At 61.0% G+C, this 14,881-nt stretch carries 13 protein-coding genes; 6 read left to right on the plus strand and 7 right to left on the minus strand.

Annotation, left to right across the window (positions count from 1 at the left end):
* Positions 1-118 precede the first annotated feature (118 nt).
* Positions 119-2,170, plus strand: coding sequence for an exodeoxyribonuclease V subunit alpha (gene recD, locus VIW95_RS05750; protein ID WP_331584469.1), 2,052 nt, complete (start codon positions 119-121; stop codon positions 2,168-2,170).
* On the opposite strand, the gene VIW95_RS05755 is transcribed toward recD, so the two are convergent.
* Genes VIW95_RS05755 through VIW95_RS05765 form a run of 3 tightly spaced genes read right to left on the minus strand, consistent with a single transcriptional unit; the run spans position 2,167 to position 5,123 of the window.
* Entirely contained in the window at positions 2,167-2,895 is a 729-nt protein-coding gene (locus VIW95_RS05755; RefSeq protein WP_331584470.1) for an alpha/beta hydrolase, read from the minus strand. The genes recD and VIW95_RS05755 overlap by 4 nt on opposite strands.
* A gap of 44 nt (positions 2,896-2,939) precedes the next feature.
* Complete coding sequence (locus tag VIW95_RS05760) at positions 2,940-4,337, minus strand: amidase (RefSeq protein WP_331584471.1); 1,398 nt, start codon at positions 4,335-4,337, stop codon at positions 2,940-2,942.
* A gap of 24 nt (positions 4,338-4,361) precedes the next feature.
* Positions 4,362-5,123 carry an SDR family oxidoreductase gene (locus tag VIW95_RS05765; protein ID WP_331584472.1) on the minus strand — a complete coding sequence of 254 codons (762 nt, stop codon included), beginning with the start codon at positions 5,121-5,123 and terminating at the stop codon, positions 4,362-4,364.
* Positions 5,124-5,220: 97 nt separating this feature from the next.
* On the opposite strand from VIW95_RS05765, the gene VIW95_RS05770 reads away from it, so the two are divergent.
* Positions 5,221-6,384 carry a hypothetical protein gene (locus VIW95_RS05770; protein WP_331584473.1) on the plus strand — a complete coding sequence of 388 codons (1,164 nt, stop codon included), beginning with the start codon at positions 5,221-5,223 and terminating at the stop codon, positions 6,382-6,384.
* Positions 6,385-6,404: 20 nt separating this feature from the next.
* Here the strand turns inward: VIW95_RS05770 and VIW95_RS05775 are convergent, their stop codons facing one another.
* Positions 6,405-7,490: a zinc-binding dehydrogenase gene (locus VIW95_RS05775; RefSeq protein ID WP_331584474.1), complete on the minus strand. Its 1,086-nt coding sequence runs from the start codon at positions 7,488-7,490 to the stop codon at positions 6,405-6,407.
* Positions 7,491-7,609: 119 nt separating this feature from the next.
* Between VIW95_RS05775 and VIW95_RS05780 the strand changes: the two genes are divergently transcribed.
* The 3 genes from VIW95_RS05780 (at position 7,610) to VIW95_RS05790 (ending at position 11,010) form a co-directional block, all read left to right on the plus strand.
* Entirely contained in the window at positions 7,610-8,536 is a 927-nt protein-coding gene (locus VIW95_RS05780; RefSeq protein ID WP_331584475.1) for an alpha/beta hydrolase, read from the plus strand.
* Positions 8,514-9,095: a TetR/AcrR family transcriptional regulator gene (locus VIW95_RS05785; RefSeq protein ID WP_331584476.1), complete on the plus strand. Its 582-nt coding sequence runs from the start codon at positions 8,514-8,516 to the stop codon at positions 9,093-9,095. Before VIW95_RS05780 ends, VIW95_RS05785 begins: the two co-directional genes overlap by 23 nt.
* 118 nt (positions 9,096-9,213) lie before the next feature.
* Positions 9,214-11,010, plus strand: a complete 1,797-nt coding sequence (locus VIW95_RS05790) for a vanadium-dependent haloperoxidase (RefSeq protein ID WP_331584477.1) — start codon at positions 9,214-9,216, stop codon at positions 11,008-11,010.
* 20 nt (positions 11,011-11,030) lie between these two features.
* Here the strand turns inward: VIW95_RS05790 and VIW95_RS05795 are convergent, their stop codons facing one another.
* The 3 genes from VIW95_RS05795 to VIW95_RS05805 are packed head-to-tail and all read right to left on the minus strand — an operon-like array spanning position 11,031 to position 13,580.
* Positions 11,031-12,296: an MFS transporter gene (locus VIW95_RS05795; protein WP_331584478.1), complete on the minus strand. Its 1,266-nt coding sequence runs from the start codon at positions 12,294-12,296 to the stop codon at positions 11,031-11,033.
* Positions 12,297-12,322: 26 nt separating this feature from the next.
* Complete coding sequence (locus tag VIW95_RS05800; protein WP_331584479.1) at positions 12,323-13,186, minus strand: MOSC domain-containing protein; 864 nt, start codon at positions 13,184-13,186, stop codon at positions 12,323-12,325.
* A 16-nt stretch (positions 13,187-13,202) separates the two neighbouring features.
* Positions 13,203-13,580, minus strand: coding sequence for a DUF1272 domain-containing protein (locus tag VIW95_RS05805; RefSeq protein WP_331584480.1), 378 nt, complete (start codon positions 13,578-13,580; stop codon positions 13,203-13,205).
* A 137-nt stretch (positions 13,581-13,717) separates the two neighbouring features.
* Here VIW95_RS05805 and VIW95_RS05810 point away from each other — a divergent pair, with 137 nt between their 5' ends.
* Positions 13,718-14,827, plus strand: coding sequence for an S-(hydroxymethyl)glutathione dehydrogenase/class III alcohol dehydrogenase (locus VIW95_RS05810; RefSeq protein WP_331584481.1), 1,110 nt, complete (start codon positions 13,718-13,720; stop codon positions 14,825-14,827).
* Positions 14,828-14,881 lie beyond the last annotated feature (54 nt).

Genomic DNA, 14,881 nt, shown 5'->3' on the forward strand with positions numbered 1-14,881 from the left:
GTGTGTCTCCTTCTGGCGGCGGCAAAGCAGGATTGTATTTTGCGCGACCGTCGTGGAAAGAAATAGTCACTTATGAATCCGAACTAATGAATCGCGAAACTGACTCCGAGCTACGTGCGTGAACGATAGATACTCGCTACTCGGAATGGATACTGCGTCGCGACGCTTTGAGTCGGCTCGCGGGGGCGGTCGTTCCGCTTTCGAAGCTCACTTGCGCGCGCTCGAAATTTCGGTCGCCGGGCTCAATCTGGCTCCTGAGACCGTTCACCTGGCAGCCGAGCTGGCCGCTCTTGAACCGGCTCTGGGCGCCGATGAGCGAATGGCGCTCATCGCGCTTATTCTCGTGTCTCTGGTGGCGCTCCAGGAAGGAAGCACGCGCTTTCCGGTAACTGGTCCGCTCTCCGACGCTCCAATGCGTCGCGTGCTGAGTGCGCTGTGCGCCGACGGTTTGGGCGCCGGCGCCATCGATGCGATGACCGCTGCGATCAGAGATCTTCTTCAATCGAATCGCGCGGCTGCCGTGGTCGGTCAGGGAGAGGATGAATACAAGCCTTTGCTGTATGTCGCGCCGTACATAGCGCATCAGAGTATCTATTGCTGCGAACGCGAACTGGCTATTCGACTGGCCGCGCTACTGAGTACTCGTCCGGAAGAGCAACCGAACGCGGAGCGACTTGCCCGCGCCCTTCATGATGTGATTGCTCGTCCCGTGATTGTGCAGGGCAAGCAGATCCTGCTCTCCGATGAACAGCGCAGCGTTGTTACGGCTTCAGCGCGCGCGGGACTGACGGTTGTTTCGGGCGGTCCGGGCACCGGCAAAACGTCGATCGTCGTTGCGATCATGCGCCTGATGGTGCGCCTTGGCGTCGATCCTTCGCAGATTGCACTCACAGCCCCAACAGGAAAAGCCGCATATCGGATGGGCGAGTGTGTCGGCGAATCGCTGATGCGAATTGACCAACGCGACACGGTGGACCAGGCGCTTCTCGATGCGCACATCGAGCCCGCGACGATTCACCGTCTGCTCGGTTACTCACCCGATTCGGGCCGCTTCCGGCATCATCGCAACAACCCACTTTCGGAAAAGGTGGTTATCGTCGATGAGGGATCGATGCTCGATGTCACTTTGATGGAACGGCTGACGAACGCGATTCAGCCAGGAGCGCGGTTGATCCTGCTCGGTGATGCGAACCAATTGCCGTCGGTCGCGGCGGGTTCTGTTTTCCGCGCGCTGGTCTCGTCTGCCGATGAGGGGCCCAATCCGCTTGCCGCGGCTTCGATGCGGCTCGAGCAGAATCATCGCATGAAGAGCGACGATGCGGCGGGTAGATCGATTTTGCTGGCTGCCCGGTCGATTAATGAAGGCGACACCAGTCTCCTGAGCTCGATTGACGACGCGAATGCTCCGATTGTTATGCGGCGCTCATCACCGAAGGAGCTGGCGTTGGCCGGCGCGGAATTTCTTGCGGCTGCTCCGCGAGAGATCGGCCTGTTCCTGGATCGTTGGTATGCCGATCGAGTGCAAGGGGGGACTGATATTGCGGAGTCAATCAGGCATCAGTACATCGAGCGCGACGGAGGTTTCGATGACGCCGACTGCGTGCGATTGCGCCGGCTGTTTGCGCATGCCGCAAAATCGCGAATCTTGTGCGTGACCCGGGTCTTCGAGACCGGCGCCGAGCGGATCAACGCGCGCCTTCATTCGCGCGCTGCTGAATCGGCCGACCTCGCGGCCGAACTCATTCCATTCGTGGTCGGCGAACCACTGATCGTACTGCGCAACGACTACGAACGCGGACTCTTCAACGGCGACAATGGAATCCTGCTGTGGATCCGGCGTAGCAACGGCTCGCAAGTCAGGATGGCGGTATTCCCGCGCGGCGACAACTTCGTCGCGTTCCGACTTGAAGCATTGCGCGAATTCATCGAGCTCAGCTACGCGATGACAGTGCACAAGGCGCAGGGCTCCGAGTTCGACTCGATCGCGATCGTGTTACCCGAAAAGCCGATCGCGGTGCTGACGCGGGAGTCGATCTACACGGCAGTCAGCCGCAGCAGAATGTCGGTCGTCATCGTCGGTCACGAATCGACGCTCAAGCAGGCGATCGCCACTCGCGCCGAGCGATTTTCCGGACTCGCCGATCGGCTGAAGATAGAGCTCGCCGGTTAACTCTTTGGCGTGTGCGATATCAGGAATTCGCGCACGCGCTTAACCGTCGCGCCAATCACGTCGGACGCCTTCCAGTGCTCGACAAGTTCGGCGTTCGGTGCGAGCGCGGCGATTTCCTTCGAGGTTTCCTTCGGATGATAGTCGTCGTTGCCGCAGAGAATCAGCATCGGCGTTTTGCACGAGCGCACGAATTCGCGCGAGACGTTGAACACGAAATCGGTACCGTACATCCGGTCGCGGAACTGTCGCAGCGAAGCGTCGTCAAGCTTTGGACGGTCTGCCTTCAACGACTGCGCCCAACCGTCGAACATCGCGAAGAACATTTCGCGATTTTTTGGACTGAGCCCGATTGGATTTTGCAGAACCGCAGCGCTGACTCGCCGCGGGGCGGCTTTGATCATTCCGAGGCCGTAAGAACCTCCGATACATCCGCCCATCAAATGGCACTGCTTGATCCCCAGATGATCGAGCAGTGCGATGTGATCGCCTGTATAAGTATCCCAACCATCTGAGGCGCTAATCGGCGCGGACGACTTCCCGGCGTTACGCTGGTCCATCGCGATCACGCGGAAGTTGGCCGCGAGTTCCTTAGTCGGGTCGAACGGGCTGTTGGCCCAGAACTGGATACTCGAGCGCATCCCGCCGGGTGCAAATAGTAGAATCGGATAGCCAGTTCCGTATTCTTCATAGTATATCGATATATCGTCGCGCTTGAACGTAGGCATTTTGATACTCCTTGCGAATACTTAGAATGATTTCCACGCACGACTCAGTCTTCCAGTAACGGCGGTCGCAGATGCAACCAGGGGCGGGCAGCTTCGAATGCTGCCGCCAGTGCGAGCAGATCGAACTCTCCATTTGGTCGTCCAACAATCTGACACCCAATAGGCAGTCCCGCGCTGCTGAATCCTGCGGGAATAGTAACTGCGGGTTGCCCAGTCGCGTTGAACGGATACTCAAATGCTATCCAAGTCCATAGCTCATCGAGATAGCAAGCTGGCGTCGATGGAAAGCTGTTATTTCTCACAGCAGGCCGCGTCATTGTAGGCGTTAGCAAGGCATCGTAAGGATCGAGCAGCTCGACTATCGCGCGCGCGATGTTGTGCATCGTCGCGACCAGGTTAACGTAGTCGGCGCCGCTCACCTTGCGTCCGACTTCGTACATTTCGCGCACCACCGGATCGATCCAATCCGTATTCGTGACCGGTATCGCCGCGATCCCCACGCAAATCAGGATTCGCGTGCACTCGACCAGCATCGCGCCGGGATCAAGACTGATTTCTTCGACGCGATGACCCAATTCGCGCATCGTAGCGCATGCCGACTCGAACGCGGCCGCGACTTCGGTATCGACTTCGCCTAGTTTCGAAGTTGCGATTGACCCGAGCCGCAGATTCTTGGGCGCGACTCGCACGGCTTCTTCGAACGGACGCGAGGGCGGGGGCGCATAGTACGGATCGCCTATTGCCGGACCCGCAATCGCGTCGAGCATCATCGCAACGCCGCGCACCGATCTCGCGATCGGGCCGCGCGTCGCGTACCCTCCCCATGCTTCTCCCCTATGCGGGGCATAGGTTATTCGTCCGCGCGACGGTTTCAGACCCACCACGCCGCAGTTCGAGGCGGGACCGCGGATCGATCCTCCTCCGTCGCTGCCCTCAGCTAACGGCCCGAGGCCCGCAGCGACAGCCGCGGCAGCGCCGCCGCTCGATCCACCGGCGTTGTAGTCGCGATTCCACGGGTTGCGCGCAGTCGGGCACAGGCCGCCTTCAGTCGTGGGGCGTCCCCCGAACTCCGGCGTGGCGGTTTTGCCGAGCAGTATCCCGCCGGCCTTCTGCAGTCGTTGCGCGATCACTGCATCCTGCGCCGGAAACGAATCCGCGTAGTTGCGCGATCCGAGCGTGGTGCGGATTCCCGCGGTCGGCGTGAGATCCTTTAGTGAGTACGCGATTCCGTACAACCCCATCGCCGCCGCGTCTGCGCGCGACGCCTCCAGGCGCGCGGCGTCGGCGAGCGCGCGGTCCGCGGTGACCGTCATGTAGGCTCCCAGTTCCGGATTGAGCCGCTCGATTCGCGTCAGGTAAAACTCCGCGACTTCGCGCGGCCGCAGCTCACCCTTCATTACCAAGTCGCGCAGTTGCCAGGCTTCGATGAAGGGGTCGAACACTGTAGTTACTTGAGTACCTACTACCTATTGCGCGGTTAGTCCGCCGTCCACCGACATTGAGCATCCCGTGACGAATGAGGCGGCATCTGAGCATAGCCATACGACGGCTTCGGCGATTTCTTCGGGGCGCGCCTTGCGGCCGATCGGTTCCACTTCGTCGAGTCGAGCCGCGAGCTTGGGCCGTCCGGCGACCATCCCTTCGACCAGCGGAGTATCGACGACGCCGGGGCAAACGTCGTTGATTCTGATTCCCGAGCGCGCGTATTCGAGCGCCGCGCATTTGGTGAGGCCGACGACGCCGTGTTTCGCCGCCGTGTATGCGGGCATCGAATGTGACGCGACCAGTCCGGCGGCCGATGCAGTGTTAACGATCGCACCGGGGCCCTTCTGTGCGATGAATTGACGGATTTCGGCGCGCATGCATAACCACACGCCCTTGAGATCGACGGCGATGATTTTATCAAACTCATCTTCATCGTAGTCCGCGGTTTTGCGTTGAGTGCCGGCGATGCCGGCGTTGTTGAACGCGCAGTCGAGTCGCCCGAATTCTCTAACTGCCGCTGCGACCAGCGCATCGACGTCTCCGGCGTTCGATACATCGCAGCGCACGAACCGCGCGTCACCGCCGGTCGCGCGAATCGTGCGGACGGTCTGTTCCCCGCCCTCTTCGGCCATATCGGCGACGATCACGCGCGCACCTTCGCGCGCAAAGACCAGCGCTGCGGCTCTGCCGATTCCCGACGCTGCACCGGTTATCAGTGCTCCCTTGCCTGCGAGTAATGGCATCTGACTGTCTCCCGCTTCGACGCGATTGTGGCGCCGTCGTTTGTGATCTACCAATATGTTGCGTCGCGAACCAGTGAACGAGCCGGGAGGTACTACGATGCTTCGCACCGAGAACCGCATTCTGACCACGCACGCCGGCAGCCTGCCGCGTCGGGAGAGTCTGACCGCGATGCTCGTGAAGAGCAGCCGCGGCGAAGCCGTGGATCGAGCCGCGATGCTCCGCGAGATCGAGGAATCCACCCGTTACGTCGTGCATAAACAACTCGAGGCGGGAGTCGGCGTCGGCAACAACGGCGAGCAATCGCGCGAAAGCTTCTTCACCTACGTGCAGCACCGAATGACCGGGTTTGGTGGACGAAGCGAGCGCCCCATCATGCGCGATATCGTTCGTTACCCGAGCTTTCGCAAGCTGATGGCGCCGATGTTTCAGCGCTCGATGGTCGATCTGCTGCACGCGCCGAAGGCAATCGGCGAAGTCCAGTACCGCGACCGCGCCGCCGTCGATCTCGAATGCGCCGATACCCTGCGCATCCTGGACGACCAGCAGACCAAATTCGCCGAACCGTTCATGACTGCGCCTTCGCCGGGAATCATCGCGTCGGCAATGCTCAATGAGTATTACGAAAACTATGAGAAGTATGTAATCGCAGTAGCTAAGGCATTGCATACTGAGTATGAGTACATAGTATCGCACGGATTCCTTCTGCAGGTCGATTGCCCGGACCTCGCGATGGAACGCCACACGTCATATGCGGACCGTCCGCTGACTGAGTTCCTCGATTACGTCGAGCTGAATATCGCCGCCATGAATCGCGCGTTGCACGGAATCGCGCCTGATCGCGTCCGAATGCACGTATGCTGGGGCAACTACGAGGCGCCGCACGATCTCGATGTACCGCTCGCGCAGATTCTGCCGCTGCCCTACCAAGCCAACGTCGGTGCGCTGGTGCTGGAAGCCGCCAACCCGCGGCATCAGCACGAGTATCGGTGCTTCAAGGAATTCCCGCCGCCCGATCATATGAGCCTGGTGACCGGCGTCATCGATACCAAGACCAACTATGTGGAACATCACGAGGTTGTCGCCGACCGGCTCGAACGCGCTGCCAATGCGATTGGCGATCCGCGCCGCGTGATGGCTGGGACCGACTGCGGTTTCGAGACTTCGGCCGGGCTTGGTGAAGTTGCAGAGGAAATAGTGTGGGCTAAGTTGCGCGCGATGCGCGCCGGCGCCGATCTCGCCTCGCACAGACTATTTCATTGAAGGATGTGGAACTCACTGGCTCAGCTATGCCACGGCTCCACGAGGATCTTCGCATGCGTTTCCGGTGACGCGAGGTCCTCGAAAGCCTTCGCGACTCCTTCCACTCCAACCTTGCCGGTTATGAGCGGGTCGGCGTTGACTTGCCCCTCCGCAAGATGGCTCAACGTCGCCGCGAACTCTTCGGGCGCGTAGCCAAGCACGAACTGAATATTCAGCTCCTTGCTGATGCCCGTCAGCGGCTCGATCTGGTCGCGCTCCATGCACACTCCCACCACCACGATCCGCGCTTGGCCGGGCGCCGCCGACATGATCCCTTCGATCACGCCCGGCACTCCAACGCATTCGAAAATCACCGCGGGCCTGACTGCGGGTCCGGGTATCCACGGCGGCAGCATCGGCGCCTTCGACGGATCGCTGTACACCGCCATCTCGCGCCAGCTTGCGTAGGGTGATTTTTCTTTTGGATCGACGACGAAATCCGCGCCCATCTGCAGTGCGAGGTCGCGCCGCCTTGGTGAAAAATCGGCCGCTACGATCGGATGCACTCCGTTGAGCTTGAGTGCTGCGATCACCGCCAGGCCCACCGGCCCGCATCCGATTACGAGAGGCGCGTCATCTTTGCCGAGCCGCGCCTTTTGTACTGCGTGATAACCGACTGCCATGGGTTCCGTCAGGGCGGCGCGCTCGGTGGATAGTCCGTTGGGTACTTCGAGCAGCAGCATCTCGGTCAACCGCATCAGCTCGCCGTAGCCGCCGGGATTTTCGTTCGAGTAGCCGACGGCCTCGACGCCGCGAGCGCTGATGAGCACCGGCATCGCGCATACGCGCGTCCCCACCTTCAATCGCTTCTGCGTCTGCGGTCCGTAGTCGACCACTTCGGCGCAGAACTCGTGGCCCATGACGATGTCGCGCTTGAGATCCATCACAAACGGCGCGCCAGCCTTGCGCGACCCCTCAACCATCTTCTCCGCATGCTTGAGCGCGTGCAGATCGGACCCGCAAATTCCGCACGCGAGTGTTTTGACGAGCACCTCGCCCGCTCCAGGAGCCGGTGTGGGAATGTTATCGACGACGAGCCTTTTGTCCCGCATTATTGCTGCGCGCATGATGGTTCTCCTTCCTGGCCACCAGTGTATCAGGGTTGATCGTCAGGGCGTCAAACTCAGCACTCGCAGCCCTCTTTCGGCTCTTGCGCCGCGAGACTAATTATATTAGTTAAACGTCTATGACGATTAGTAACACAATTAATCTCATTCTCGCGGCAGCAGCCCTGACCGTCGTCGTGGCACTCCCGGCGTGCGCCGATCAAGCGCCCCGAGGCGCTGCCCGGTCAACTCAATTCCTGAATCTGCCGGGCGGACGGATTGCCTATGACGACACCGGCGGCACCGGGCCGCTAGTCATCTGCGTCCCTGGCCTCGGCGACGTTCGGCAGCAATATCGATTTCTCGCGCCTCGACTCGTCGCTGCCGGCTTCCGCGTCGTCACGATGGACCTTCCGGGGCACGGTGATTCGAGCGCAGATTGGCCCGCCTATTCGCCCGCGATTGTCGGCGCCGATATCGTCGCGATGATTCGTCATCTGGGCGCCGGCAAGGCCTTCGTCGTCGGCAACTCGATGGCCGGGGGCTCGGCGGTTTGGGCTGCAGCCGAGATTCCCGACCGCGTCGCCGGTATCGTGCTGATCGATCCGTTCACCCGCGAAATGCCGACCTCATCATTACTGCTGGCGTTTCTAAAAGTCGCGATGATGCGTCCGTGGGGGCCGTCGTTCTGGTCGATGTACTATGGCTCGCTGTACAAGACCGCGCCGCCGGCCGACCTCGATTCATATCGCGCCGCGCTGGTCGCCAATCTCAAGCAACCCGGCCGCATCGAAGCCACCAAGGCGATGATTTTCGCGTCGCAGGGACCGTGCGAAGCGCGCATTCCTCAAGTGCATGCGCCGGTGCTGGTCGTGATGGGTACGCGCGACTCTGATTTCGACGATCCCGCCGCCGAAGCCGATTGGGTTGCGACTCATCTACATGGAGAAAAATTGATGGTGCAGGGCGCGGGACATTATCCGCACGTCGAGTATCCCGACGTCGTCGCGAATGCTGTGGTCGATTTCATGAAGGAGGCTCAGGATGGCGAAGCGCGTCGGAATTGACAAAGACGCGGTCATCCGCGCCGCCGTGAAGATCGCGGACGAGCACGGATGGGACGCGCTGACGCTTGCCCGGGTCGCGAAAAAACTGCGCATCCGTTCGCCGTCGCTTTACAACCACGTCGGCGGTCTCGAGGGCTTACGACGCGAACTCAAACTGGTCGCGCTGCACGATCTCAATACGGCCTTGAGCCACGCGACGATCGGCAAGTCACGCGACGACGCCGTCCGTGGTCTGGCCGCCGCGTATCGCGCCTTCGTCAAGCGTCATCCTGGAACTTACGCGGCCACGATGGTTGCCGCGCCCAAAAACGATCCAGCGCTCGAAGCGGCCGCCGCCCATATCGTCGAGACGATACTATCCGTGGTCAGCGGCTACGGGCTGGATCGCCGGGAAGGCCTGCACGCAATCCGCGCTCTTCGCAGCACCGTGCATGGCTTTGCGGCGATCGAAATCGCTGGCGGATTCGGGATTCCGCTCGACGTGGACAAAAGCTTCGAGTGGCTGGTTTCGACACTGCTCGCAGGCCTTTCGTCCACATGCTCGCAACGATCTTCCTGAACCAGAGTTTGCGGTAAATTTTCACGCCCGCGCTGTAGCATCCTGCTACACGAATTGCTAAAAGCTGCGTCCAATATGAGCCTGCGGTATTTCTACATCACGGCCATGGGGGATTATTTTGACTAAACATTTTTCCGGAAAGCACCAGTCTGGCGCGAACGCAGACCTCACCGACACAACTGTAAAATCGAGCGGAGCGCCGAAGTCGCCGGGACGCCGGCGCTTCATCGCGGGACTCGGCGCGGCGACCGCTGCTGCATCGACGGGAGTCCTCGCGCCGCTCGTCGCCGCATCGTCGGCCAGCGCGCGTGAAACCCCTGATTTACCGACGCAGTCCGACTTCGGCGCCGGCCGTTCCGGCAATGGACTGCCGGCAAGTGTTACCCACGACAGGTTGGTCCAGGCTTTCTCTCTCCGGGTCGGCGAAGCGACTCACGACGCACTCGTCGGGCCCGCGGTTAACGTCAACAACGGCGACCCGGCACGCTATGCCGACCAGGGTGGCACCTACACCAAGGGTCTTCCGCACGACGACTTTGGGCGGGTCGATCTTCAAGCCTTCGCATCCTTCACGGACGCGTTGAATAGCGGCGGGTTTTCGGATTTCCAAAAGATCGTCGTGGGTGGCACACGCACGCTCAACGGCCCACAAGGCGGCCTGGCCTTCGACCTGGCAGCGCTCGACAACGTGCAGTTCGGCCAGCCTCAGGTGCCTCCCGCGCCCAGGACGGCAAGCGATCAAAACGCGACCGAGCTGCTCGAACACTATTGGGCTTCGCTGCTTCGTGACGTTGCCTTCACCGACTATAGCTCGAGCGCGCTGGCCGTCGCAGCAGCAGCGGAATTGGGATCACAACCTGCCTATTTCGGGCCGAGAAGCGGCGGCAAAGTGACACCGAACTTGTTGTTCCGGGGCGCTTTCCCCGGCGAGGCGCTGGGACCGTACATTTCCCAGTTTTTTATTAAGCCGACGGCGCTAGGCGCTCAACCGATGAGTCAGCAGATGACGTGCTATCAGCCGGACATCGATTACATGTACAGCTTCGGCGACTGGCTCACGGCGCAGGATGGTAATGTGACCGGCCTTAAAAATCAGATCGACTCGCAGCTTCGGTATATGCGTAACGGTCGAGATCTCTCGGCGTTTACCCACGTGGACCTGCTTTACCAGGCCTACTTCACCGCGCTCCTCGTGCTCGGCACAATTGGCACGCCGTTAAATCCCGGCAACCCCTATATCGGCTCGAAGACGGAAAACGGCTTCGGCACCTTCGGTGCGCCCGATTTCGCGGGAACCCTAACCGAAGTGGCGACCAAGGCTCTGAATGCCGTCTGGTATCAGAAATGGTTTGTGCACCTCCGTCCTCGGCCAGAGGCCATTGGAGGCATCGTCCACCTGATCATGACTGGGCAAAGCAACAAGACCGATGTCACTCTGAGTAATGTGATCCTGAGCTCGATCGGACTTCAGCAGAGTTTCACCAAGTATGGGACGTGGCTGCTTTCGCAGGCGTTTCCTGAGGGCTCGCCGACGCATCCGTCCTATCCGACGGGACACGGTGTAGTCGGCGGCGCTTGCATCACCGTGCTGAAGTTCTTCTTCGACGGCAGCTTCGTGATTCCAAATCCGAAGGTGCCTTCGGACGATGGACTTTCGCTATTGGACTACCCAGGCCCGGATGTCTTGACCGTGAATGGTGAACTCAACAAGCTCGGACACAACGTCAGTTTCGGTCACGGGATCCATGCCGGCATCCACTGGCGCAGCGACACGGACACCTCCTTGTTGCTGGGAGAGGCAGTTGCGCTCAGTTTCCTCAAGGATAGGGCCCGGACCTACAACGAGCCGTTCACCATTCATCTCACCAAGTTCGACGGGACGACAGCGACTTTCTCCAATAGAGGTAACCCGTAGGCACGACAACTGCCTGGCACTCATTCCGACAGAGGTTCGTGCGCGGTTTCTTTAAGACTCAGCACGAAGATCGCCGATATGATTGCTGCGGCTATAAGATATAGCGGTGGCACCATCTCATTGTCGGTCTTATCGATAAGATAGGTCGCGACCATCGGTGCGGTCCCTCCCAGCAGTGCCATGCATAGGTTGTGGCTGAGTCCTACACCGGTGCATCGCACGTTGGCGGGGAATGCTTCGGCTGCAGTTACCGGCGCGACGCCGTCGAAAGTAGCTATCAGCAGTGCAAAACCTAACTGTCCTAGTAGTGGAACGTGAAAAACTGGATGCCAGAGCAGGTTGAATAGCGGCCACGCGAAAGTGATGATCGCGCCCGCCGACAGCAAGAGCATCGGCTTGCGCCCGAATCGATCCGACAGCGCGCCTGCCACCGGCAGCATCACCACAGCCGCTGCCATCCCGATAGTGTTGATCGCGAGCGCCCGGCTCTTGGCGATGCCAACGATCTCAGTCAGATAGGTCGCCGAGTAAACGAACATCAGGTAGAAGCCGACCGATTCGAGCACCTTGAAGCCCGCGATTTGCAAGACGCGGCGCCATTGCGTGCGCAGCACTTCGCCGATCGGCGGCGGCGCGATGCGCGGCACGTCGTCGGCACTCTGCAGCTCGCGCCGAATGTAGTAACCCGCAATCCCAATCGTAACGCCGGCCAGAAACGGTATCCGCCATCCCCATGAGGCGAGCGCTTCCGGCGCCATCATAGCCGCGACTATGGCTCCGACAGCCGATCCCAGCATCACGCCCGCAAACGCCGCCGCCGCGCCAAACGCGCCGAGCAATCCGCGCCGATTGCTGGCCGAGCCCTCGACCATGAAGACGACCGAAGTTGTGTACTCGCCGCCAACCGAAAGTCCCTGGATCAAACGCAGCACGACCAGCAGAATCGGCGCCATCACGCCGATTTGTGCGTGCGTGGGGAGCAACCCGATGAGCACGGTCGGCACCGCCATCGCGACGACCGAGATCGTCAGTGCCTGTTTGCGCCCCCATCGGTCGCCGATCTGGCCGAACAACAACGCGCCCACCGGCCGCATCAGGAAGCCTGCCGCAAACACGCCGAAGGCGTCTATGAGCGAAGTGGACTTGCTATGCGAGGGGAAAAAGTTCTCGCCGATCGCGTACGCGAAGAAACCGTAGATCGAAAAGTCGTACCACTCGAGGATATTGCCCGCCATGCCCGCAATCGCCAGCCGGCGTTGCGAGGTACCACCCCGCGCTTCCCCCACCCTGTCCTCCTGTGCCGTTTCGGCTGCTATTCGAGCGCGACCTGGTCGCCGAGCGCGATTGTTCCTCCGGCAGAGACTGTCGCATATGCGCCCAGGTTCTGCGCCGCGTCGCGTACGATAGTTCGCAGCACCGATGGATCCTTCTTCACCCCGGGCTGGTCGAGCGTCGGTATAATGCATCGCACCGTGGGCATCTCGATCTTGATTCGCGTCGCGCCAATTCGGAGCGTCCGCCCGGACCATTCTGCTTCGACCAATCCTTCGATTCCGCGGTTGGTCTCGACCAGCACGTTGGGACGAAAGCGGCGTGAGTCGAAATCTGCGGCAGGATTGCGGCTGGCAAGCGCGCCCAGCGACGCAGTGGTCAGAACGTTGAACGGAAACGCGTCGAAGAAAGTCCCGAACGGCGACGTGAATTGGAGAATCTGCGGCGGCAGCGTCGAGAGGTCTGGCAGCGGTTCACTTTCGAGCCGGCCGAAGACCTGGCGCAACTCGGCTATCATGTCGGGATTGTCGGGCGCCCCGCGCTTGAGGAAGTCGCGCTCGGATGCCGGCTGGATCGGCCAGATCGAGACGGTTCGTCCGAGCAAATCGGACAGGCGGGCGTTGGCCTCGGCGGAATCGGAGCGAAACGTGGTGCCGTCGGGAAGAGTGATTTGCGCCGGCGGCGCATCGTCGGCGTTTGGCTCGCGCAGATACACCGCGGTGCAATGGAGCAGCGCGGGGAGTTTGCGGGCGTTGCGGATTTCGCCGGCCTTTTCATCGCGAATCGCCCATCCGCGATCGCCGTAAATTCCACGCGCGCTTACGTTCGCGCGCTGCATGCGTTCGCCGGCCATCGACTTTACCGGGTAGCGCCAGATTTCCTTGACCGTGCCGATTATCTGCATTGAAAGTTCCTCAGTCTCAGATGCTACGCGCCGTGAGCTCTCCCGAACAGTTTGGACAGACGTGCTTCATTTCATCCGCACAGTCGGAACAGAAGGTGCATTGAAATGAACAACACTGGGCCGGGGCAGGAGGCACCAGCGCCTTGCCGCATTTCTCGCACTTGTCCTTGACGGCGGTCATCGTCCTGAGCAGCGCGGAGTTCTGCTCCTCGCGCGCTGCCCCCGCGAGCAAAGCGGCGCGCGCCTTCTCGTTGCGTTCGCTCGCTGCAAACGACTGGTAGATTCCGGCGCCGCCGTGCTCCAGCCGCGCGAGAATTACCATCATCTCGCGTCGCGACTTGCCTTCGAGCAGCGATGCGATCACCTGGTCGGGGGACAGATCTTTGTCGGCCATTCCGCTTCCTCATTGAGTCGATTACTTGACGGTGTGACGAGGTTTGGCACCATTTGCGATTGCCATCAAGCGGGGCGGTGCGAGGGGTTCGCCGGGCGAGGCGGCGGCGTATTATATTCGGGCATCGCGCTGGAATCGTGAAAGTAAAAGCCGCAATCGCGAACAAGGCCGGCGAACCGCTCGAAGTCGCAAGCGTCGACCTCGAAGGGCCCAAGGCCGGCGAAGTGCTGGTCGAAATCAAGGCCACCGGGGTCTGCCACACCGACGCGTACACTCTGTCCGGCGCCGATCCCGAGGGGCTCTTCCCGGCGATCCTCGGACACGAGGGCGCGGGCGTCGTGGTCGAAACCGGGTCCGGCGTGACCACGCTGCAACGCGGCGACCACGTCATCCCGCTCTACATTCCAGAGTGCAGGAGTTGCCCAGCTTGCCTCTCTGGAAAAACCAATCTGTGCACTGCGATTCGCGAGACGCAGGGCCGCGGCGTGATGCCCGACGGCACCAGCAGATTCGCGCGCGACGGAAAACCGCTGCGTCACTATATGGGAACGTCGACCTTCGCGAATTTTACCGTGGTGCCCGAGGTCGCGCTGGCGAAAGTCCGCGACGACGCGCCGTTCGAAAAGATTTGCTACGTCGGATGCGGCGTCACGACTGGAATCGGCGCCGTTCTGAACACCGCGAAGGTACAAGCCGGCGACCGGGTGGTCGTGTTCGGACTCGGGGGCATTGGTCTCAACGTGGTGCAGGGGGCAAGGATTGCGGGCGCGTCGATGATCATCGGCGTGGATATGAATCCCGGGCGCAAAGCGATCGCCGAGAAATTCGGCATGACTCATTTCGTGAATCCCGCGGAGGTCGAGGGCGAGCTCGTCCCGCATATCGTGAACCTGACGCGCGGCGGCGCGGATTTTTCGTTCGAATGCGTCGGCAACGTCAAGCTGATGCGCCAGGCGCTCGAGTGCTGTCAGCGCGGATGGGGCACCAGCGTGATCATTGGCGTCGCGGGCGCGGGGCAGGAGATTTCGACGCGGCCGTTTCAGCTCGTGACCGGACGCACGTGGAAGGGCACGGCGTTCGGCGGCGCGCGCGGCCGCCGCGATGTGCCGAAAATCGTCGATTGGTACATGGAAGGCAGGATCAATATCGACGATCTGATCACGCACGTGATGCCGCTCGGCAAGATCAACGACGCCTTCCACCTGATGCACGAAGGCAAGTCGATTCGAAGCGTGGTGACGTTTTAGGCTGCGATGCCGGCAAAAATACAACTTGCGGTCGTACTCTTGATAGTCGCGTGC

The organism is Binatus sp. (SeqCode) (assembly GCF_036522015.1).
In the GTDB taxonomy this organism is placed as follows: Bacteria; Desulfobacterota; Binatia; order Binatales; family Binataceae; genus Binatus.